This window comes from Clostridium sp. KLE 1755 (genome assembly GCF_000466465.2).
Lineage (GTDB): Bacteria > Bacillota > Clostridia > Lachnospirales > Lachnospiraceae > Eisenbergiella > Eisenbergiella porci.
Genome location: NZ_KE992736.1, coordinates 202,382 through 218,144, shown reverse-complemented (window position 1 = coordinate 218,144; position 15,763 = coordinate 202,382). Strand labels below are relative to the sequence as shown.

Genomic DNA, 15,763 nt, shown 5'->3' with positions numbered 1-15,763 from the left:
GGAAGCAGGCATTTATGCATGTTTTCCGTCCTTTTCCTTTATTTTTCATTCAAATGACGAACCTGTTTGCAGGTATTTAAGTCTATACTGTAGGCATTCCCGAATAGGTTCTGAAGCTCCTCCGAAGAGTTCATTTCTTCTGTAAGGACGAACTTTCCGCTCCATGTCATATAGTAAATCCAGGGTATTTTTGATTCTGACAGAAGCTTTATATCTGGAAGAATACCAATTTCTGCCAGCGCCGCAGGCTTTTGGGCTGTCGTATTCCGGATCAGCTCCCTGTATTCTGCGGCATAATCCGTTTTGCTGCCGGGTTCACTATATATATCCCTGGACACAATATCCACATAAGCATCTCCAGGATACCCTTCCGGGGATACTGCATTCCAGACCCAGATCAGATTATGAAGCTTTTTTTCCTCAGTAAAATACCTGAACATTTTCAGATATAAGTCTTTCGCGGTTTCCACCCCTTTTGCTCCCCACCAGAACCATGTGCCGTCCGCTTCATGAAACGGCCTCCATAATATGGGAATCTTCTTACACAGGAAAGGGCGCAGCAATTCTGCCATTATATCCATATCATGATAAAAAGCCTTTTCTTCCACACTGCCTGAAACCAGGATTCTGTCTGCGTCAAAATCCGTATTTTCCGTATAAAAGCTTTTGTCCCTGCCTCCAAGAGGGGAAAACCAGTGCCAGGTAAAGGTTATTATCCCTTTCTCCTCCTCAGCCCATCTCATGGCTTCCTTTAAAGTATCTTGATTTTCTTCGACTTCCTTCCTGCAGGCCTCACCCATATCTTCATAGTTGATATTCGGTGAATATCCAAGCAATTCAAAGCCGCACAAAGCCGGCTTTTTTCCTGTCAGCCTTTGAATATGTCCGATTTCTTCCATCCCCCGTGTCTGTGTATGCTGACCCGTAAGTATTCCTTTTCCGCTGAGTGCACATAAATATTCATACAGTTTAATAGCTTCAGGTATTGCATTCTTATTTGCCAGTTTCATCTGTTTCCTCCCTTTTTCGGTGATAGGTTTGTTCTTATCCAGCTTAACAGGAAGAAGGTAGTGGGGCAATCGTATAGATCTGAAAACATACGAATTAACACAACAGTTTCTTCTTTTTATGTTTTTTCTTAATTCAGTTTTTTCCTGCCGGGATGAAAAGTACATGAATTTATTGCTGTCCGAAAAAGTGATGGTAAAATAATCGGAATGATTAATGTGAGATATAATCTCAAAGAAGAAATGTATAAATATCTTGGACATATAGGATACTGTATCCGCATATCTGAAAGAAAAAAAGGATATGCTTCTGAGATGTTGCGTTTGGCACTAATAGAGGCCAAAAAATTAGGACTGAATGAAGTCCTTCTGACTTGTGACAGCGATAATATAGGGTCTTCGGCAACAATGAAAAAGGATGGCGCTGTTTTGGAAAATGAAGTACCCTATCAAGGAAAAATCACGCAAAGATATTGGATATATTTATAAATGCTGCTAAAGGTTGTGTCTTTCTCCTGCATAAACCCAAACTATTCATCAGCCATCTGTACTTCAATCATATTTTCCCTTTGGACTGGTAGTATCCATTATCTGCCGCTTTTTTAAGTACAACACAGTGTCAAAGTCAACCGGAATTATGCAAATATTCCGACAAATTTTACAGATTTTGATTTTATATCTGCGCCTGAATATGTCATACTCTTCTACACCTGCTCCACTTTTCGAAGCTCCTTCCAATAATTTCGGATAATCCCCTTACGCCAGGCAAGAAATATACTTACTGCAAGAAGGCCTCCTGCAAACAAAATCAGGATTACCGGATTCATTCCCGTCACATCCAGGAACTTCGTCACGTCATCCCCCACCGGGGCTTTGCCCAGCATGTAAAGCACAGGCACCAAAATCCACGCAGCGGCCGGCATGGAAAAAGCAGCTACGAGCAGAAAGGAAAACAGCCGGTAAAAAAGACTGTCTTTCTCCCGTTTATACAATAAAAGATAAATAATGGAAATAACGGCGGGAAACAGCATGCCCGCAATATTAAGCATAGCCGAAGTCACCCTGTTGTAGCTTCCACCCGAAGAATTCATATATGCGCCTGTAATACTGATATGAATCGTGTCCGCCCCGCAAAAATATGCAACAGCGGCATGCCCCGTCTCATGGCACAAAATATACAGCAACACAACAATACAGGCGCTTACCAATACATATACCAAAATCCTGGCTTTTCTGTTTTTAATCATTTTTCTCCCTGCTTCGCCTGGAATGGCGGATTTATATACTTTCTTTAATACATGTTGGTACGTTTTAATCTCTATAAAAAGCTTTATATTTCAGTCAATATTATCCTGGCTTTTTCTGTGGCTCTGAAACTTTCCCGTCAACGCCGCTTTTCCCAATATCAGCCCTTCCGCCTGTTTTAATACATCTTTCTTTACAGATGCCGCAGGCAAATCCATAAAATCACTCAATGCAAAAACTGTAAAGGTGTAATTATGTATTGCTTTAAACGGCGGTTTCGGGCCTTTATAACAATGTCTTCCATATGCCATTCCCTGAACAGCGCCGGACAGTGCCGCCACCGCTTCTCCTTTTGGAATGGATTCCGGGATATCGCTGCATACAGGAATATTCCAGATAATCCAATGGTTATAATTCGGAAATAAAGGATGGGAAGCATCATCCAAAGTAATCATCAACGCTTTTGTACCGGCAGGTATGCCTTCCAAATGCAAAGCAGGAGAAATATCTTCTCCCCGCGCAGTATATTTTTCAGGTATCCATGCCCCTTCTTTAAACGCAGTGCTGGTTATTAACATAAAAACTCCTTTCCACATTTCGCTTGTTTCATTTTTCATTATGCATGCTCTGACAGGTTGTCGTGCAAGACCATTTCATACACGGTATCCCCATCAATAAATTCTTTTAATATACGTTCTTTTTTCGACATCAATAGGAATAACCGTCTTTTCCCTTTCCAGACAATCGGGCAGACTTGTACATAATCATATCCTAAATATTCTGCACATATCTGCATTTTGGATAATTCGAACAGCCATAAAAGCTATTCCCTGCATTGGCGCCTTTCTTTGCTGTGCGCAATACAAGCGTCCCGCCACAGCGAGGACATTTTAAAGAAGTATTCTGTTCAGTAATACCTTCCGGCTTGTTAACAGTCTCCGTTTTTTTATATTTTTCATTAATTCGATCAATATGAGCTGCCCTGACTGCCTGATCCACATCAGTCAGCATTTTCAGCTTTACATATATGTCTTCGGTCATACTTTCACTTAATATATCCGCTGTCCTGTCCCATATACTTCTTATTGCTGCATACAATCTGTCCCTTTTAATAACTAGAACATCGGTGCTTTCCACAGCTACTTTTTTTAGTTCGCACCGCTCCGAAAATGCAATGACAGAAAATAAGGGGACTGAATTTTGCAGGTATTGCCCCAACCACTTTATATGGGTACTGTTCTGTTTTATGGGGTTATAAAAACGGTTTTTACTCTTATCCGGAAGCATGGCCGTCCAGTAAGCAGACTTTTCATCACCAAAAATCCAGCCCGAGTAATTCTTGCTCTCTATTACAAATATGCCTTTCTGTGTAATAAAAACAACGTCAATTTCAGATGTTTCACCATTATTCTTAGGCACATAAATATTACGCAGTACATATCCCTTTCGGCCGAACAGCCTGACCAGATTAAGTTCCCATTCGGTCATTTTCTCCCCATACCGGCCTTTCCATTCCGCATCAAATATATCATCCAGTAACAGATCAATAAAACTCTTTGCCATAGGCCCTCTCCAAGATAAATCTGTATAATCCCAACAATTATTATTGTTTTTTAGTTTACACCTTTAAGCTACTGTCGTCAATCGCGGATATGCCGACGCCCAGGGTTATTTTATGAATATATGCTGAAATTTTGGGAGTGCGAAAATAATAAGGTATGTAAAATCACATAAAAACGGATTAAAAAGTATAATTTATAAAAGGAACGGTCAAGTAACACCGTTCCTTTTTACTATCCGTTATTTTCACTTTTTAAATGCCTTATATTCCATGTTGAGTACTAATTCCTAATGCAGCAAACCTGTTATTCATTTATTGTCTGGAAAACCTTCTTGTGTTATGCTTCAGTCAAAACTCTGCAGGTTTTTTTATAGAATGCAATCCCATAATAAGTAAAGGTCCGATACCCCTCAAGCATAAGCTCTGCGCCATACTGCTTTTCCCTAATCTGTTCCAGAGCAACAGCCGCTGTCTCATCCAGCATGGCAAAAGTATCTGCTACTTTAAGTTCTATAATAATTGCTTTCCCAATATAGGGAGCTGACAAAAGCAGGAGATCGCTTCTTCCAAGACCGCTCTCTCTGTTTGACTTTATAGTATAACCATCCATCATTTTCAGAAGCCCGCCTAAGAATCCATGATAATAATCTTCCCTGTAGTCATAGAAACTGATTGTTTCCATCAGATTCTTTGACAGTTCTATCTCCAGCAGCTGTGTGTCTTTTTTCAGAAGTGCATTATAAATACCGGTCAGATCCTTCTGTCTGATTTTTTCATCAAACCAGTCAAGAATGGTATTGCGGTAAATCAACTTTACTTCCGTGTTGGGAATTGCCAGCGTCAGATACAATGTTTCTCCGTCAAAGCGCTCTCCCTGTTTTTTCAAATACCCTGTAAAAAAAAGAAAGTTCCATAGATTATCCTCAGATTTATATACCTCATCATAGGTAATTTCTTCGTGTACAGGCTTTTCAATAGTTCCTCCTTCTATCAAAGACTCCATTTCCTGCCTGATGCTTCCATCTGCCAGTTCTACTAATTTTTTGACAATATCATTGGAAGAAGTGTTAGCCCAATATGTCTGAGGAAAAGCCTGCGGTGACGACACCGCCGCCTTTACATAATTCAGTACGCTCCATGGATTATAAACTTCTGTATCCCCAAAAAGATATCCGTCATACCACTGCTGCACTTCCTGCTGCTTTTCCTGCAGTCCATAGGCCGCCAGAAGATGCTCAACCTCTGACTGTGTAAACCCAAAATGTTCTGCATAATTATGGTTCATAAGCGATATAATTTCCAGATTATTTAAACCGGTAAAAATACTTTCTTTTGTTATCCTAAGACATCCCGTTATGACTGCGAATTCCAAGTTAGGATTTGATTTAAGAGCTGATTCAAAAAGTGAGCGGATAAAATCGGTCATTTTTTCGTAAAATCCACGTAAATATGCATTTTCCAGCGGAACATCATACTCGTCCAAAAGAATAATTACATTTTGTTGATAGACTTTCTTCAGACATCTTGATAAAAAGTCCAGTGCCTTAGCCCACACGGAATCCGGCCCTTGTTTATTCATCATTTCCCTATACTGTTTTTTTTCAGCTTCATTCAGTTTATCACTGGCAAGGACCAAACTATGGCGGTCAAACTCTTGGGCAATTTCATCCTGCAGACATTCATACGCCATTTTAAAACTGGGCTGTTTTGACGTTTTCATGGACAAGCTGATAACCGGATACTTGCCCATGTGCTTCAGATATTTCTCTCCGGCTTCCATGATTTCCAGTCCTTCAAAAAGATATCTGTTTTCCCTGGCACCGCATTCATCTTCAAAAAAATATTTAAGCATACTGATGCCAAGAGTCTTACCAAATCTCCTTGGACGCGTAAAAAGACTTACCTCTCCTCTGTTATCCAGAAGTTCTTTAATAAACATGGTTTTATCGGCATAGTAGTAATCATTTTCCCTGAGCTTCCTGAAATCATCAATTCCAATCGGAAATGGCCTCATATAATACCTCACTTTCTTTAAACCGATTATACCTTACTCATGCCCTTTTTTCAATTTTATAAATCACGTTCTTTTCGTTCCCAGGCACATCGCAGTATCCCCGCTGAAAGGAAGCTGACGATAGGTATTCAACTGCTGCTATTATACTCTAAATGCATGGGGAAACAAAAGCGTTGAAAAAAAGGGTAAAACGTATTTAAAAGAAGCGAAATCATTCTGATAATTGTACTTTCCTTCAGCAGACTGCATAATCTTTTAATTTATCAATAAGGATTTCTCTTTCACGGCTCCCATTTGTCCGGAATCTGACCATAGGTATTCCATACATTTCCAATATCCGATCCTTTAAGCCATCTCTGGACGCCTGTACGGTTCCCTCATTATGGAAATCATAACCATCCACTTCAACGACCAGAACAGGCTGTTTGCTGATTCTGTTAAAAATAAGGAAATCCAGATGAGTGGCCGGATTCATAGCATATTCACATTCTCTGTCATTCAGCAGACTGAGATTTTTAAGCAGCATTCGCAAAGGGGTATGGCATACAACATCCAGGCCTGAACATGCTTTTTCCTTAAAAATGTCGGTAATAAGCGCATACATAAGATTTTCGGAATCATATACTGAAATTTTTTTATGCTTTAGGAGATATACGCGTCTGGCTTCCGTATATTGTTTCTATGAAACAATATCCCACTTTGAATTGTCGGGATTATATTTACAAGATTGTATATCTTTCGTTTTTATTTCGTTTTTAACAATAATCATTTGCTTTGCAGTATTCATGGCAGATCTTTCTTGTGTACCGTATAATCTGAATTTTGTATGATCGTTTTCTTTCTATCTGAATCTAAAGCATATATGTACTTTTCGTAATATTTCCGGCATATAATCCTGACAGTTATTATTGTTTTTTAGTTTACACCTTGAAGCTGCTGCCGTCAATCCCGGACATGGATATATACCTGCGGGTTTCAAAATAGGAAAAGGGCGGCAGGCCTGAGAATCATTCTCCGGTTCATTTCCGGCTCTTCCTAAGCTTTACCGCCCTTTCTTTTTTATCATTTATCTGCCGCAGTCTCCCCCAACCACCGAAGCACCTCCCCAAACTCCGCTGTCGGCTGCCTGCATTCGCCGCCAACACATAAATAAAACTGTGCCCCCGTCTCCGGCACCGGGTAATCCCTGGTGTAAGGCGCCAATTCACAAAGTTCCTGCCCGTTCTCTTCCGTTTTCACAAGGACAGCAAGCCCCGGGACTGTCTCCTCCAGATATCCAAGCTGTGCCAACAGTCCCCGGCGTTCTTCCCCGATAACAGCGGAGGAAAGCGTACATATCAGTTCTTTTGTTGGATACAGTACATCCATGATTGTCAGTAGTGCGTAGCTGTGCCCTGACGGATATCCGGCCATGGATCCGGCCAGAAAATACAGCTGTTTTTCCAGCGCCTGCTGCATTTCATCATCACCTGTAAGCTGTGCCAGCTGCTGCAGGACCCGGGCCGCAACGGAATTGCCTGACGGCATCGCACCGTCATAGGTTTCCTTTGTCCTCACAATCAGCTGTTCTCCGTCTTTCGCATACAGATAGCAGCCACCGTTTTCCCTGTCAAAAAACTGTTCCAGCAGCAGCTTAGTCCAGGCAACTGCCCGCTTCAGATAATCCGTCTGAAAGGTTACCCGGTAAAGCGCCAGCAAGGCCAGACTGTAGCAGGCATAATCCTCCAGCTTCCCTTCTCCCGCAGCATCCCCGTCCCGGTAACGTACCAACAGGCGGCCATCCTTCACAAGCCGCTCCCGGAGAAAAGCCTCAGCCCGCACGGCCATATCCACATACCTTGCCTCGCCAAGCACCGCCCCGGCCTTCGCAAAGGCGCAAATCATGAAACCGTTCCAGGAAACAAGGATTTTGTCATCCTTATGGAGCCGTGTCCGCCGCAGCCGGTATTCATACAGCGTTCTTAAGTCCTGTGCACCATTTCCGCAGCCGCCGTCACTATTCGCTATACCCCATCGCTCCTCATGGATATTCTTACATTTTTTCCCGCAGGCCTCCGCCCGGCCTTTCTCATGCATTATGTCATCAAATACCCCGCAGATTTCTTCATACCCCTCATTCTCCAGCAGATTGGGGATACTTTTTCCTTCAAAATTGCCACCGGGAAAAATTCCATACCGGGCGCAGAATTTCTCTCCCGCCTCATCTCCCAAAACCGCCTTAATTTCCTCCGGCGTAAACACATAATACTTTCCCTCCACGCCATCGCTGTCCGCATCCTGCCCGCAGAAGAAACCGCCGTTTTCATCCGTCAGCTCCCTTTCCACATATTGTAAAATACTGCGCGCCGCACATTCATACAGCTTCCGTCCGGTCTGCCAATACGCTTCCAGGTAAGCCATCGCAAGCAGCGCATTGTCATACAGCATTTTCTCAAAATGCGGGACCAGCCACCATTCATCCGTGGAATATCTGGAAAAACCGCCGCCGATGTGGTCAAAAATCCCGCCCCGGTACATCTGCGCAAGTGTTGTCTCCGCCATAGCCAATGCTTCCCTGTTTTCCGTCCTTTTTCCATACTCCATCAGGAATATGAGGTTGTGGGGCGTGGGAAATTTCGGTGCGCCGCCGAACCCTCCGTTTTCCGGGTCAAAGCTGTCCGCAAACTGGCGGAAGGCCTGCTGAACCGTATCCATCCCCGGCGCAGCCCGATTTCCTGTCTGTGCCTGTTCTTTTAAATACGCCGCTATCTGCTCCGCGCTTTCCAGAAGCCTTTCTTTCTGCGCCCTCCACTGCCCGGCTGCCGCGGTCAGCAGTTCTTCCAGTCCAGGACTTCCGTAACGCGCGTGGGGCGGAAAATATGTGCCTGAAAAAAAGGGCTTGCCGTCCGGTGCCATAAGTATGGTCAGAGGCCAGCCTCCCTGGCCGTTCATGGCCTGACAGACCGACATATAGACTGCATCCACGTCCGGGCGTTCCTCCCTGTCCACCTTCACACAGATATACTCTCTGTTTAAAAGCTCCGCAATTTCCTCATTTTCAAACGATTCCTGCTCCATCACATGGCACCAATGACAGGTACTGTATCCAATAGACAGGAAAACAGGCTTGTTTTCCTGCCTGGCTTTTTCAAATGCTTCCTCTCCCCACGGGAACCACTGCACCGGATTATATGCATGCTGCAGCAGATAAGGAGATTTTTCATGGATTAACCTGTTGGGAATATTTTTCGTATTATCCATATGGCCACCCCTTTCTTAAAAAAAGGATATATTTGCAGCCGCCAATATATCCTTCAAGATAATTTGAAATTTATTTTTTCTTTAATATCGTAACCCTGTCTTTACCAAATTATACTGTCAATACCGTGTCCGGTCCTGTAAGCTGCAACCCTCTTTATGTATTATTCCAGGACAACGCTTGTATTTAAGTTCTGAACAGGAGTTTTCCGATGGTGTATTGACCATAATATTTTTATTCCGCCGCAAAGGGGTAACAGCAGTTCAGCCCGGCAGACCGGGAGCCAGCCTGCCAAGTATTTCCATATAAAAATTTATCCAGTCAGATAATCCGTTGCTTTTAAATATTGAAATAATACCAAAAATTTGCTTCAGTAATTCTTCTTCTGAAATATTTTTGCAATATTTTTCGTCCTCATACAAATCATTTTCAAGCCATTCATAACGCTCATAGGGATTATGATTATTGTCCAAGCCCCATTCGTAGACTTCCAAAGGACCGAAAGATTTTTTTGAAATTAAAACAATAATACCATCTTCATCCGGGACGGTATTGGGCATTGTATAACACCATCTATCAATAAAAACATATTTTTCATTCATTCTCTTTCTCCGCAGAATTCAAACTTTTTAATCAATCCGGTCGCTGCAGACTGTCCCTCCCTCATATCACCACCCTCCATTTTCGTGATTTTTCCATGATTATTTTATTCATACGCATTATTAAGGAAGGAAGAATTATCTCATTTCTCTATTGAGATAATTCTTCCTTCCCCTACTTGATGAAGGCCTTCCATGATCTTAAAGACCTGCCCTGGAACCACTTCCTGGTAATGGGCATCCTGAAAGGAAAATTTAATAGCGGCAGGGGTCGGAGCATCAAACTCTTCAATGGGCAGTTCGGTAAAAGTAATGCCCCGGTATTCGTTCAATCCGTTAAATACGGCATCCGGACGATACCCATCAGCGGGCAGCTGTTTGCGTTGTCCGGCGTAAAAGATGACTTCTGCAATCAGATACATGTTTTCGCGCTCCTTTGCGGCCTCTGACACTCCTGGTAAGTACTAAAGAAAGCAGCTCCCGTGCTTAATAGGCGGAACTTTGGATTTTAAAACTTTCATTGATATTTACCTTTTTAGCTTCCTGTCCATCTGTTCTGCATACTAAAAACTCAAGGGTAGGCTCATATTCACCATCCTGCAAGGTTTCCCCGCCTAACACCTCGATACTGTACCATCCATTTTCAAGTTCAATGATGGGTTTCCTGCAAAGTAAGTAATCCCTGATTAAATCATCCACCTTGTTGGCAGTAAATTGTTCCAGGATCCGCCATGTAAACAACATAAGTTTTTTGTTGGCAATCTTAAGGGAATAGCCGCCATGCCGGAATTGCAGGCGGCTTTCTCTTCCAAGCAATTCCGGTGTTTCATTTTCAAGATCAAAATAAATTGTATAGGGATAGTTTTCTATTCCAGCCATGGGAAGTATGATGCCATTACAAACAGCCGCTTCCGCACTTTCAGTTGTTGTAAATTCCATTGCCAGGTTATCCGAAAGGTTGTTTCCCTTTTTCCATTCTTCCAATAACTGAATATCACCGAGAAGAAAGTAATTTACAAGGTCGTTTAATACTTCGGTAAATTTATATTTCATATTTCTTCCGTACCACTATCTGTTATGTTTAAATGTCTTCGCCGCCGAATACGCCATTATCAATAAAACTGCAGCACCTAAAACGTCCATTGAAACTGCCGGTTTCATAAATCTTCGTTCCTGTAGCGTGGGCCGATGATCATGGATATGTGTATCCCCGCTTTGTTCCATTCTCCCGGCAAATATATGCTGCAGGAAAATTCGTCTTCTGTTTCGCTGTTCGATGCTCTGAAATCATACCGGCCCAATTCCTTTTCATTGTTCCGCAGCCTTTCCAGACTATTTAAGCCATGTTCTTTTGAAAATCTCTTAAATAACTTCCATACTGCACCTGCCGCGGCACGGTTTAATGAGGTGAATGAGCTGAAATATGGCCCGCATGCGCCGCGTTTTTTCTTTCCATTTGGATCTGGTTCACATACAAAAACACGTTTTTTCCTCACACTCCACTCCGCATTTCTTAAGGTGGGGATACTTCCGTCAGAAAGCTGGAAGATAAATTCATTGACATGCTGTTCCCAAATGCTGCATACGGCTTCAAATGCTTCAGGGGAGAGCGGTTTCGTTACCTTTTTCATAGTTTATAGTTTCCTCATCTGCAGATTCTTTTTAAACGCGTTTTGTTGTCCGCCAAAAAGAGAGTCAAAAACCTACTGAGTTTCGTCGCTCATTTTACGAACGAATCCAGCGATAGATACTGTTGTAAATTCCCCTTTTGAGTCTATCTTCAATGGTTTTTGCTTAGACTTGACAGGCCCAAACCGGAGTGTTGGTATCATCTCCCTTGGAACAGGACGGGGTTCAATACTGGAGCCATGCTTTCCACTCGCCGCCGTCTTTGCACAGCAATTAAAAGGTTCCTGATGGCAAAGATGAGGAATTGGCTCCCGTAATGCTTCTATATGAATTCCGTCAGGAAGCTCCTCTTTCCTTGTGACCAGCCCACCGGCAGCCTCGCCATCACAAACAGCATCCCATCCTCTAACGTCACCGGATAAATCACATCTCCAACTTTTACGCTGGCAATGGAAGGCCTTTTCATTATGTCCAGACACAAAACCGGGCTTACCTCATTATTGATATTGAGTAACAGCGGCCTGCCCGTTCCAATAAAGCTTCTTACATTGTTACATGCTTCGCTTTCTCTATCTCATATAATTTCACAAACTCCGCCCGGCCCGGTCCTTGGCAAAGATCTTTTCCAGCTCATAGGACAATAAAAATGGATCGTAGTCGCAGAAAACGTTTGGTATGTATTGATACAGCTTTTCCGCAATCTTCTCCACATGTTCAATATCCACTCCGGTCAGGGCGTACATTTTATTTTCCGTAAATATCAGCAGCCGTACATAAAAAGGGCCGCCCTTTTGCCCAACCTGTGCGCAAATCCAGTAAATTTTATTACGCGGGATTACCGTTATCTTATTTCGGTCACTGCCGAGCAACAGATAAGACGGCGTCAGCGTGACTTTTTCTCCATGGGGCGCCTTTCCTTCGGCAAATTCATCAATATACTCCTCCATCAGAAGCCTTCCTTCCGCCGCTTCCTGGTTGATCTTCTTTGCCACGGCCTCTTTTGTATCTTCCCCAAAGGGCAGGAATAAATTTTCGCCGTTCATGGCAGTGCGTCTCGTTCTGAATAACCCGACTGCTATGGCAAGCAGCATGATTCCAATAAGTATCTTCAGTATTAATAATATTTCCCGGCCAGATGGAGCGTTTAAATCAAATGAATTCCTCCCGAGAAAATAAATGAACGCTAAAAGAATGAAAAATACGGCGGTCAGCCTGAAAAGTGTTTTCCTGTAGGTCCGATTCACCTTACTGGATTCCTGTGCCAAATATTCCTGTGCCATGTTATAACTCTCCTTTTTTCTGTGATTATAGTTTCTATAAATTAAACCTGTATCTCTATTTTTCCGGAAGCGCGGCAATTATCTTTTCAAATGCGCCCTCCACTTCCTGGTTCATAATCGGCAGGCCCACGCTTTCAAGAATATCCGATGCATATCTTAACTTAACTGTAAATTTTTCTTTTGCATCCATAAATATGATGGGGGAAATCCATATATTGAAGACGACGGAAAGCAACTCCGCTATGATTTCCGGCTCCTTTACCCATATGCTCCCATCCTTCATTCCTTCCTTAATTAATTCACAAAAAATCGCTGTCAGGTTATTTTTTGTAAAATCCATGTAAGCGGCCGCAAGTTTGGGGTTATTGATCAATGACCTTGATAATGGGAAATACATGTCAACCTGTTCGTCAGCTGATACCGCATAGATTAAAATCTGCCTGATTTTCTCCAAAGCGGAAATTTTCTTATTGTTTTTTATCTCTTCGTAAGGGACAGTTTTATGGAACATGCACGCCATAACTGATTCGACCATTTCCGCCTTGTCCTTAAAATGGTGATAAATTGCTCCCCGCGTCATCCCTATGGCGTCTGCTATATCCTGTAAGGTAGTACGTTCATATCCCTTTTCAATAAACAGCTTCATGGCCATTTCCAATATGCGGTTTTCTGTTATTTCCGGGTACTTATTCCTTCCCATAATTTTTTTCTCCTTTAGATACATGCTGTATGTATTTAATGTAGCATAAGTTGAATTTACCGTCAATTTTTACTTTGCAGCCTTACGGGTACATTTTTCTGCCCGCAATAGCATCTTCCTAAAGACGAAAAGAGGATATATTTTAAAAAATATACCCTCCTGAAACTTTTTCTGTTTTATTTTTCCTGATTGCTTCTTTCTTTATCAGCCTCCTGCCGTTGCCCCGGTCCACAGGTGCCTCCTGCCGCCTTTGCTTTTGCGTGTTTCCGCAAAGCACTTATCACAGATACGGAAGGATGCGCCGAGAGGAAGCAGGCTGCCGCAGTACTGGCATTTCTGGATATACTCCTTTTTGTTTTTCGCCAGATAGCGCATGATCGTTTCTTCGGTTTTTTCCCGTTCCCTGTCCAGCCTTTCCAGATCAATGTTCTTGCCCAGGCGGACGGAGAACTGATAGTACAGATCCAGCATCTTATAGAAGGTTTCATACCGGGCAAGGCCTGAATCGCTGCACATGATCAGGGCCGGGAAATGCAGGCACGCATCCGCCGTATAGGTTTTGCAGTAATACAGCCACAGCGTTACAATATCCCGGTTTTTGATATCAATGGAGCAGGTAAGCATGCGGTAAAGCATATGCTTATCCTCAAAGCCGTCGATTTCCTTCCGGTCCCTGTATGCCTTTTCATATAAAAACAGCATATCCTCGATACTGATTTTTTCAAAGGGCGGCTCCGTCGCCACGGATTTCCAGATTTTCAAAATGGCATCCAGCGGCTCGTCCATATCAAGCAGGACCTGGGGAAAGCCCAGGCTTACACAGGACACATCCGGTTCCTTTTCATCGAAATGCTCCTTAATATAATCAAGGCCTTCCTGGCCCACCGCGTTCACATAGCCGGTATCATAAATGCCGTATCTTCCCGCCCTGCCGCCGATCTGCTTGATCTCCGCAGCCAGCAGGGGACGCGTATTCTTCCCGTCGAATTTGCTGGTATGGACGAAAACAATCCTTTTTACCGGAAGGTTCAGCCCCATGCCGATAGCGTCCGTGGCGACCACCACCTTGGTTTCGTGGCCGGAAAACATACGTATCTGCCGCCGCCTGATTTCCGGGGGGAGACTGCCGTAGATGACGCTTGCCCGGACGCCCATTCTTTCCAGGCGGCCGGCGATGTCCAACACCGCCCTTTTTGTAAAAACAATCAGCGCGTCGCCCTCCTGCACATCTTCCGGAAACCGGAAGGCCTCGTCCTCACATACCAGCTTTGTCTTGCGCTCATACCTGCGGGTTTCACAGGTGTCGCCGCACAGGCTGATCAGATGGATAACCGCCTTTTCCGCCGCCGGGCTCATGCAGACATGCACCTCCGGCGCCTGGACGCCCAGGATTGCCCTCGTCCAGGAATGCCCCCTGTCCGGATCGGCAATCATCTGCGCCTCATCAATGACGGCCACATCGTATTTCTGATCTATATCAAGCATTTCTACCGTGGAGGAAATAATCCTGCTGTTTTCCTCATAGATACGTTCCTCCCCGGTCAGCATGGTGCATGGGATCCGGTACTCCTTCATCTTTTCATAGACCTCCAGCGCAAGAAGGCGCAGCGGCCCCAGGTAGACACCATTCTGCGCTTCCCTGAGGCGCTCCAGCGCCTGATAGGTTTTACCGCAGTTGGTCGGGCCGATATGGAGGATGAATTTCCGTTTCATTTCCAGGGCCTGGGGAAATTCCATCTCCGGCCTGGTGGGAACCATATCTATGATCTGGTTTTTAATTCCTGATTCTGCGTAGCTTTTCGACAGGCTTTTTATGCTTCTCTTGCAGATCTCAAAGGGCTTCTCTTCCCGCAGGAACTCCAGGAACTTCACTGTAATCAGCTCCTGCTCCTCCGGCCGCATGTCCGAGAGATCAAGGCGCACCAGCTCCTTCATCAGAAGATCCCGGATTTCCATAATCGCAAACTGGTTGTTCTGCCGGAACGCATAATAGGATAGATTCCGTATCTGCCTGTGGTATTCCTCCAAATGCGGCTGGCTGAGCTTAGTGGTCTTCACATTCCGCATCTCATGCAGCAGCCGCGTGATTCTCTCCTCGTAATTCTTTTTCCCATCGTTATTTTTCTTCTTCAGCCTGGCAGCGCATTCCTTGTACTGCAAATAGTAAAACTGCACCAGCTTTTCATTCTGTACCATAAAAACCTTCCTCTTATCCAAAAACTCCGTTCAGCTGACATTTCGCCATTGGCATTATTCTATCATAACATGCCCGTTCTTACTATCCTAAATTATTACTGCGCAAAGGAAGGTCAGCTACAGCCATCACCTCCATACTGTTGCTGCCGGTATCCTATCTTCTCAGCCGCCTTCTAGTAAAAGGGACAACAAAATACAATCAGGCCATATTCCCGCAAACTTATTGACACAACCGCCCAAAAAAGATATTTTATAATTATAGCCGCCGGGAATATCTGCCGCTGCCCAGCTGTC

Annotated in this window: 16 protein-coding genes; 1 reads left to right on the top strand and 15 read right to left on the bottom strand. The window is 43.7% G+C overall.

The features are described from left to right. Positions 1–38: 38 nt before the first annotated feature. Entirely contained in the window at positions 39–1,010 is a 972-nt protein-coding gene (locus tag HMPREF1548_RS18745) for a glycosyl hydrolase (RefSeq protein WP_025489214.1), read from the bottom strand. A gap of 171 nt (positions 1,011–1,181) precedes the next feature. On the opposite strand from HMPREF1548_RS18745, the gene HMPREF1548_RS18740 reads away from it, so the two are divergent. Continuing rightward, a complete protein-coding gene (locus tag HMPREF1548_RS18740; RefSeq protein ID WP_286138154.1) occupies positions 1,182–1,496 on the top strand; it encodes a GNAT family N-acetyltransferase in 315 nt (104 codons plus the stop codon). Between the two features lie 215 nt (positions 1,497–1,711). Here HMPREF1548_RS18740 and HMPREF1548_RS18735 read toward each other — a convergent pair whose 3' ends face one another. The 14 genes from HMPREF1548_RS18735 to HMPREF1548_RS18670 all read right to left on the bottom strand — a co-directional run bounded on the left by HMPREF1548_RS18735 (position 1,712) and on the right by HMPREF1548_RS18670 (position 15,469). Beyond that, positions 1,712–2,254, bottom strand: coding sequence for a M50 family metallopeptidase (locus HMPREF1548_RS18735; protein ID WP_021638021.1), 543 nt, complete (start codon positions 2,252–2,254; stop codon positions 1,712–1,714). A 90-nt stretch (positions 2,255–2,344) separates the two neighbouring features. Next, positions 2,345–2,830, bottom strand: coding sequence for a YbhB/YbcL family Raf kinase inhibitor-like protein (locus tag HMPREF1548_RS18730; RefSeq protein WP_198168656.1), 486 nt, complete (start codon positions 2,828–2,830; stop codon positions 2,345–2,347). Between the two features lie 193 nt (positions 2,831–3,023). Beyond that, the gene (locus tag HMPREF1548_RS18720; protein WP_021638018.1) at positions 3,024–3,815 is read right to left on the bottom strand and encodes an NERD domain-containing protein; all 792 of its coding nucleotides are present in this window, start codon (positions 3,813–3,815) and stop codon (positions 3,024–3,026) included. 335 nt (positions 3,816–4,150) lie between these two features. Continuing rightward, positions 4,151–5,827 (bottom strand): AAA family ATPase, encoded by a 1,677-nt coding sequence (locus HMPREF1548_RS18715; protein WP_021638017.1) that lies wholly within the window; start codon positions 5,825–5,827, stop codon positions 4,151–4,153. Between the two features lie 235 nt (positions 5,828–6,062). Then, positions 6,063–6,458 (bottom strand): DUF2726 domain-containing protein, encoded by a 396-nt coding sequence (locus HMPREF1548_RS18710; RefSeq protein ID WP_286138153.1) that lies wholly within the window; start codon positions 6,456–6,458, stop codon positions 6,063–6,065. Positions 6,459–6,889: 431 nt separating this feature from the next. Continuing rightward, positions 6,890–9,067: a thioredoxin domain-containing protein gene (locus HMPREF1548_RS18705; protein ID WP_021638015.1), complete on the bottom strand. Its 2,178-nt coding sequence runs from the start codon at positions 9,065–9,067 to the stop codon at positions 6,890–6,892. 261 nt (positions 9,068–9,328) lie between these two features. Continuing rightward, a complete protein-coding gene (locus tag HMPREF1548_RS18700) occupies positions 9,329–9,667 on the bottom strand; it encodes a hypothetical protein (protein ID WP_021638014.1) in 339 nt (112 codons plus the stop codon). Positions 9,668–9,807: 140 nt separating this feature from the next. Then, positions 9,808–10,086 carry a hypothetical protein gene (locus tag HMPREF1548_RS18695; RefSeq protein ID WP_035322832.1) on the bottom strand — a complete coding sequence of 93 codons (279 nt, stop codon included), beginning with the start codon at positions 10,084–10,086 and terminating at the stop codon, positions 9,808–9,810. Between the two features lie 64 nt (positions 10,087–10,150). Beyond that, a complete protein-coding gene (locus HMPREF1548_RS18690) occupies positions 10,151–10,717 on the bottom strand; it encodes a hypothetical protein (RefSeq protein WP_021638012.1) in 567 nt (188 codons plus the stop codon). 104 nt (positions 10,718–10,821) lie between these two features. Next, positions 10,822–11,295 carry a hypothetical protein gene (locus HMPREF1548_RS18685; RefSeq protein WP_035322831.1) on the bottom strand — a complete coding sequence of 158 codons (474 nt, stop codon included), beginning with the start codon at positions 11,293–11,295 and terminating at the stop codon, positions 10,822–10,824. Between the two features lie 320 nt (positions 11,296–11,615). Next, positions 11,616–11,774, bottom strand: a complete 159-nt coding sequence (locus HMPREF1548_RS29610) for a hypothetical protein (RefSeq protein WP_157065711.1) — start codon at positions 11,772–11,774, stop codon at positions 11,616–11,618. Between the two features lie 103 nt (positions 11,775–11,877). Next, positions 11,878–12,573, bottom strand: coding sequence for a hypothetical protein (locus HMPREF1548_RS18680; RefSeq protein WP_021638009.1), 696 nt, complete (start codon positions 12,571–12,573; stop codon positions 11,878–11,880). A 55-nt stretch (positions 12,574–12,628) separates the two neighbouring features. Beyond that, entirely contained in the window at positions 12,629–13,273 is a 645-nt protein-coding gene (locus tag HMPREF1548_RS18675) for a TetR/AcrR family transcriptional regulator (protein ID WP_025489201.1), read from the bottom strand. A gap of 204 nt (positions 13,274–13,477) precedes the next feature. After that, positions 13,478–15,469 carry a helicase-related protein gene (locus tag HMPREF1548_RS18670; protein ID WP_021638007.1) on the bottom strand — a complete coding sequence of 664 codons (1,992 nt, stop codon included), beginning with the start codon at positions 15,467–15,469 and terminating at the stop codon, positions 13,478–13,480. Positions 15,470–15,763 lie beyond the last annotated feature (294 nt).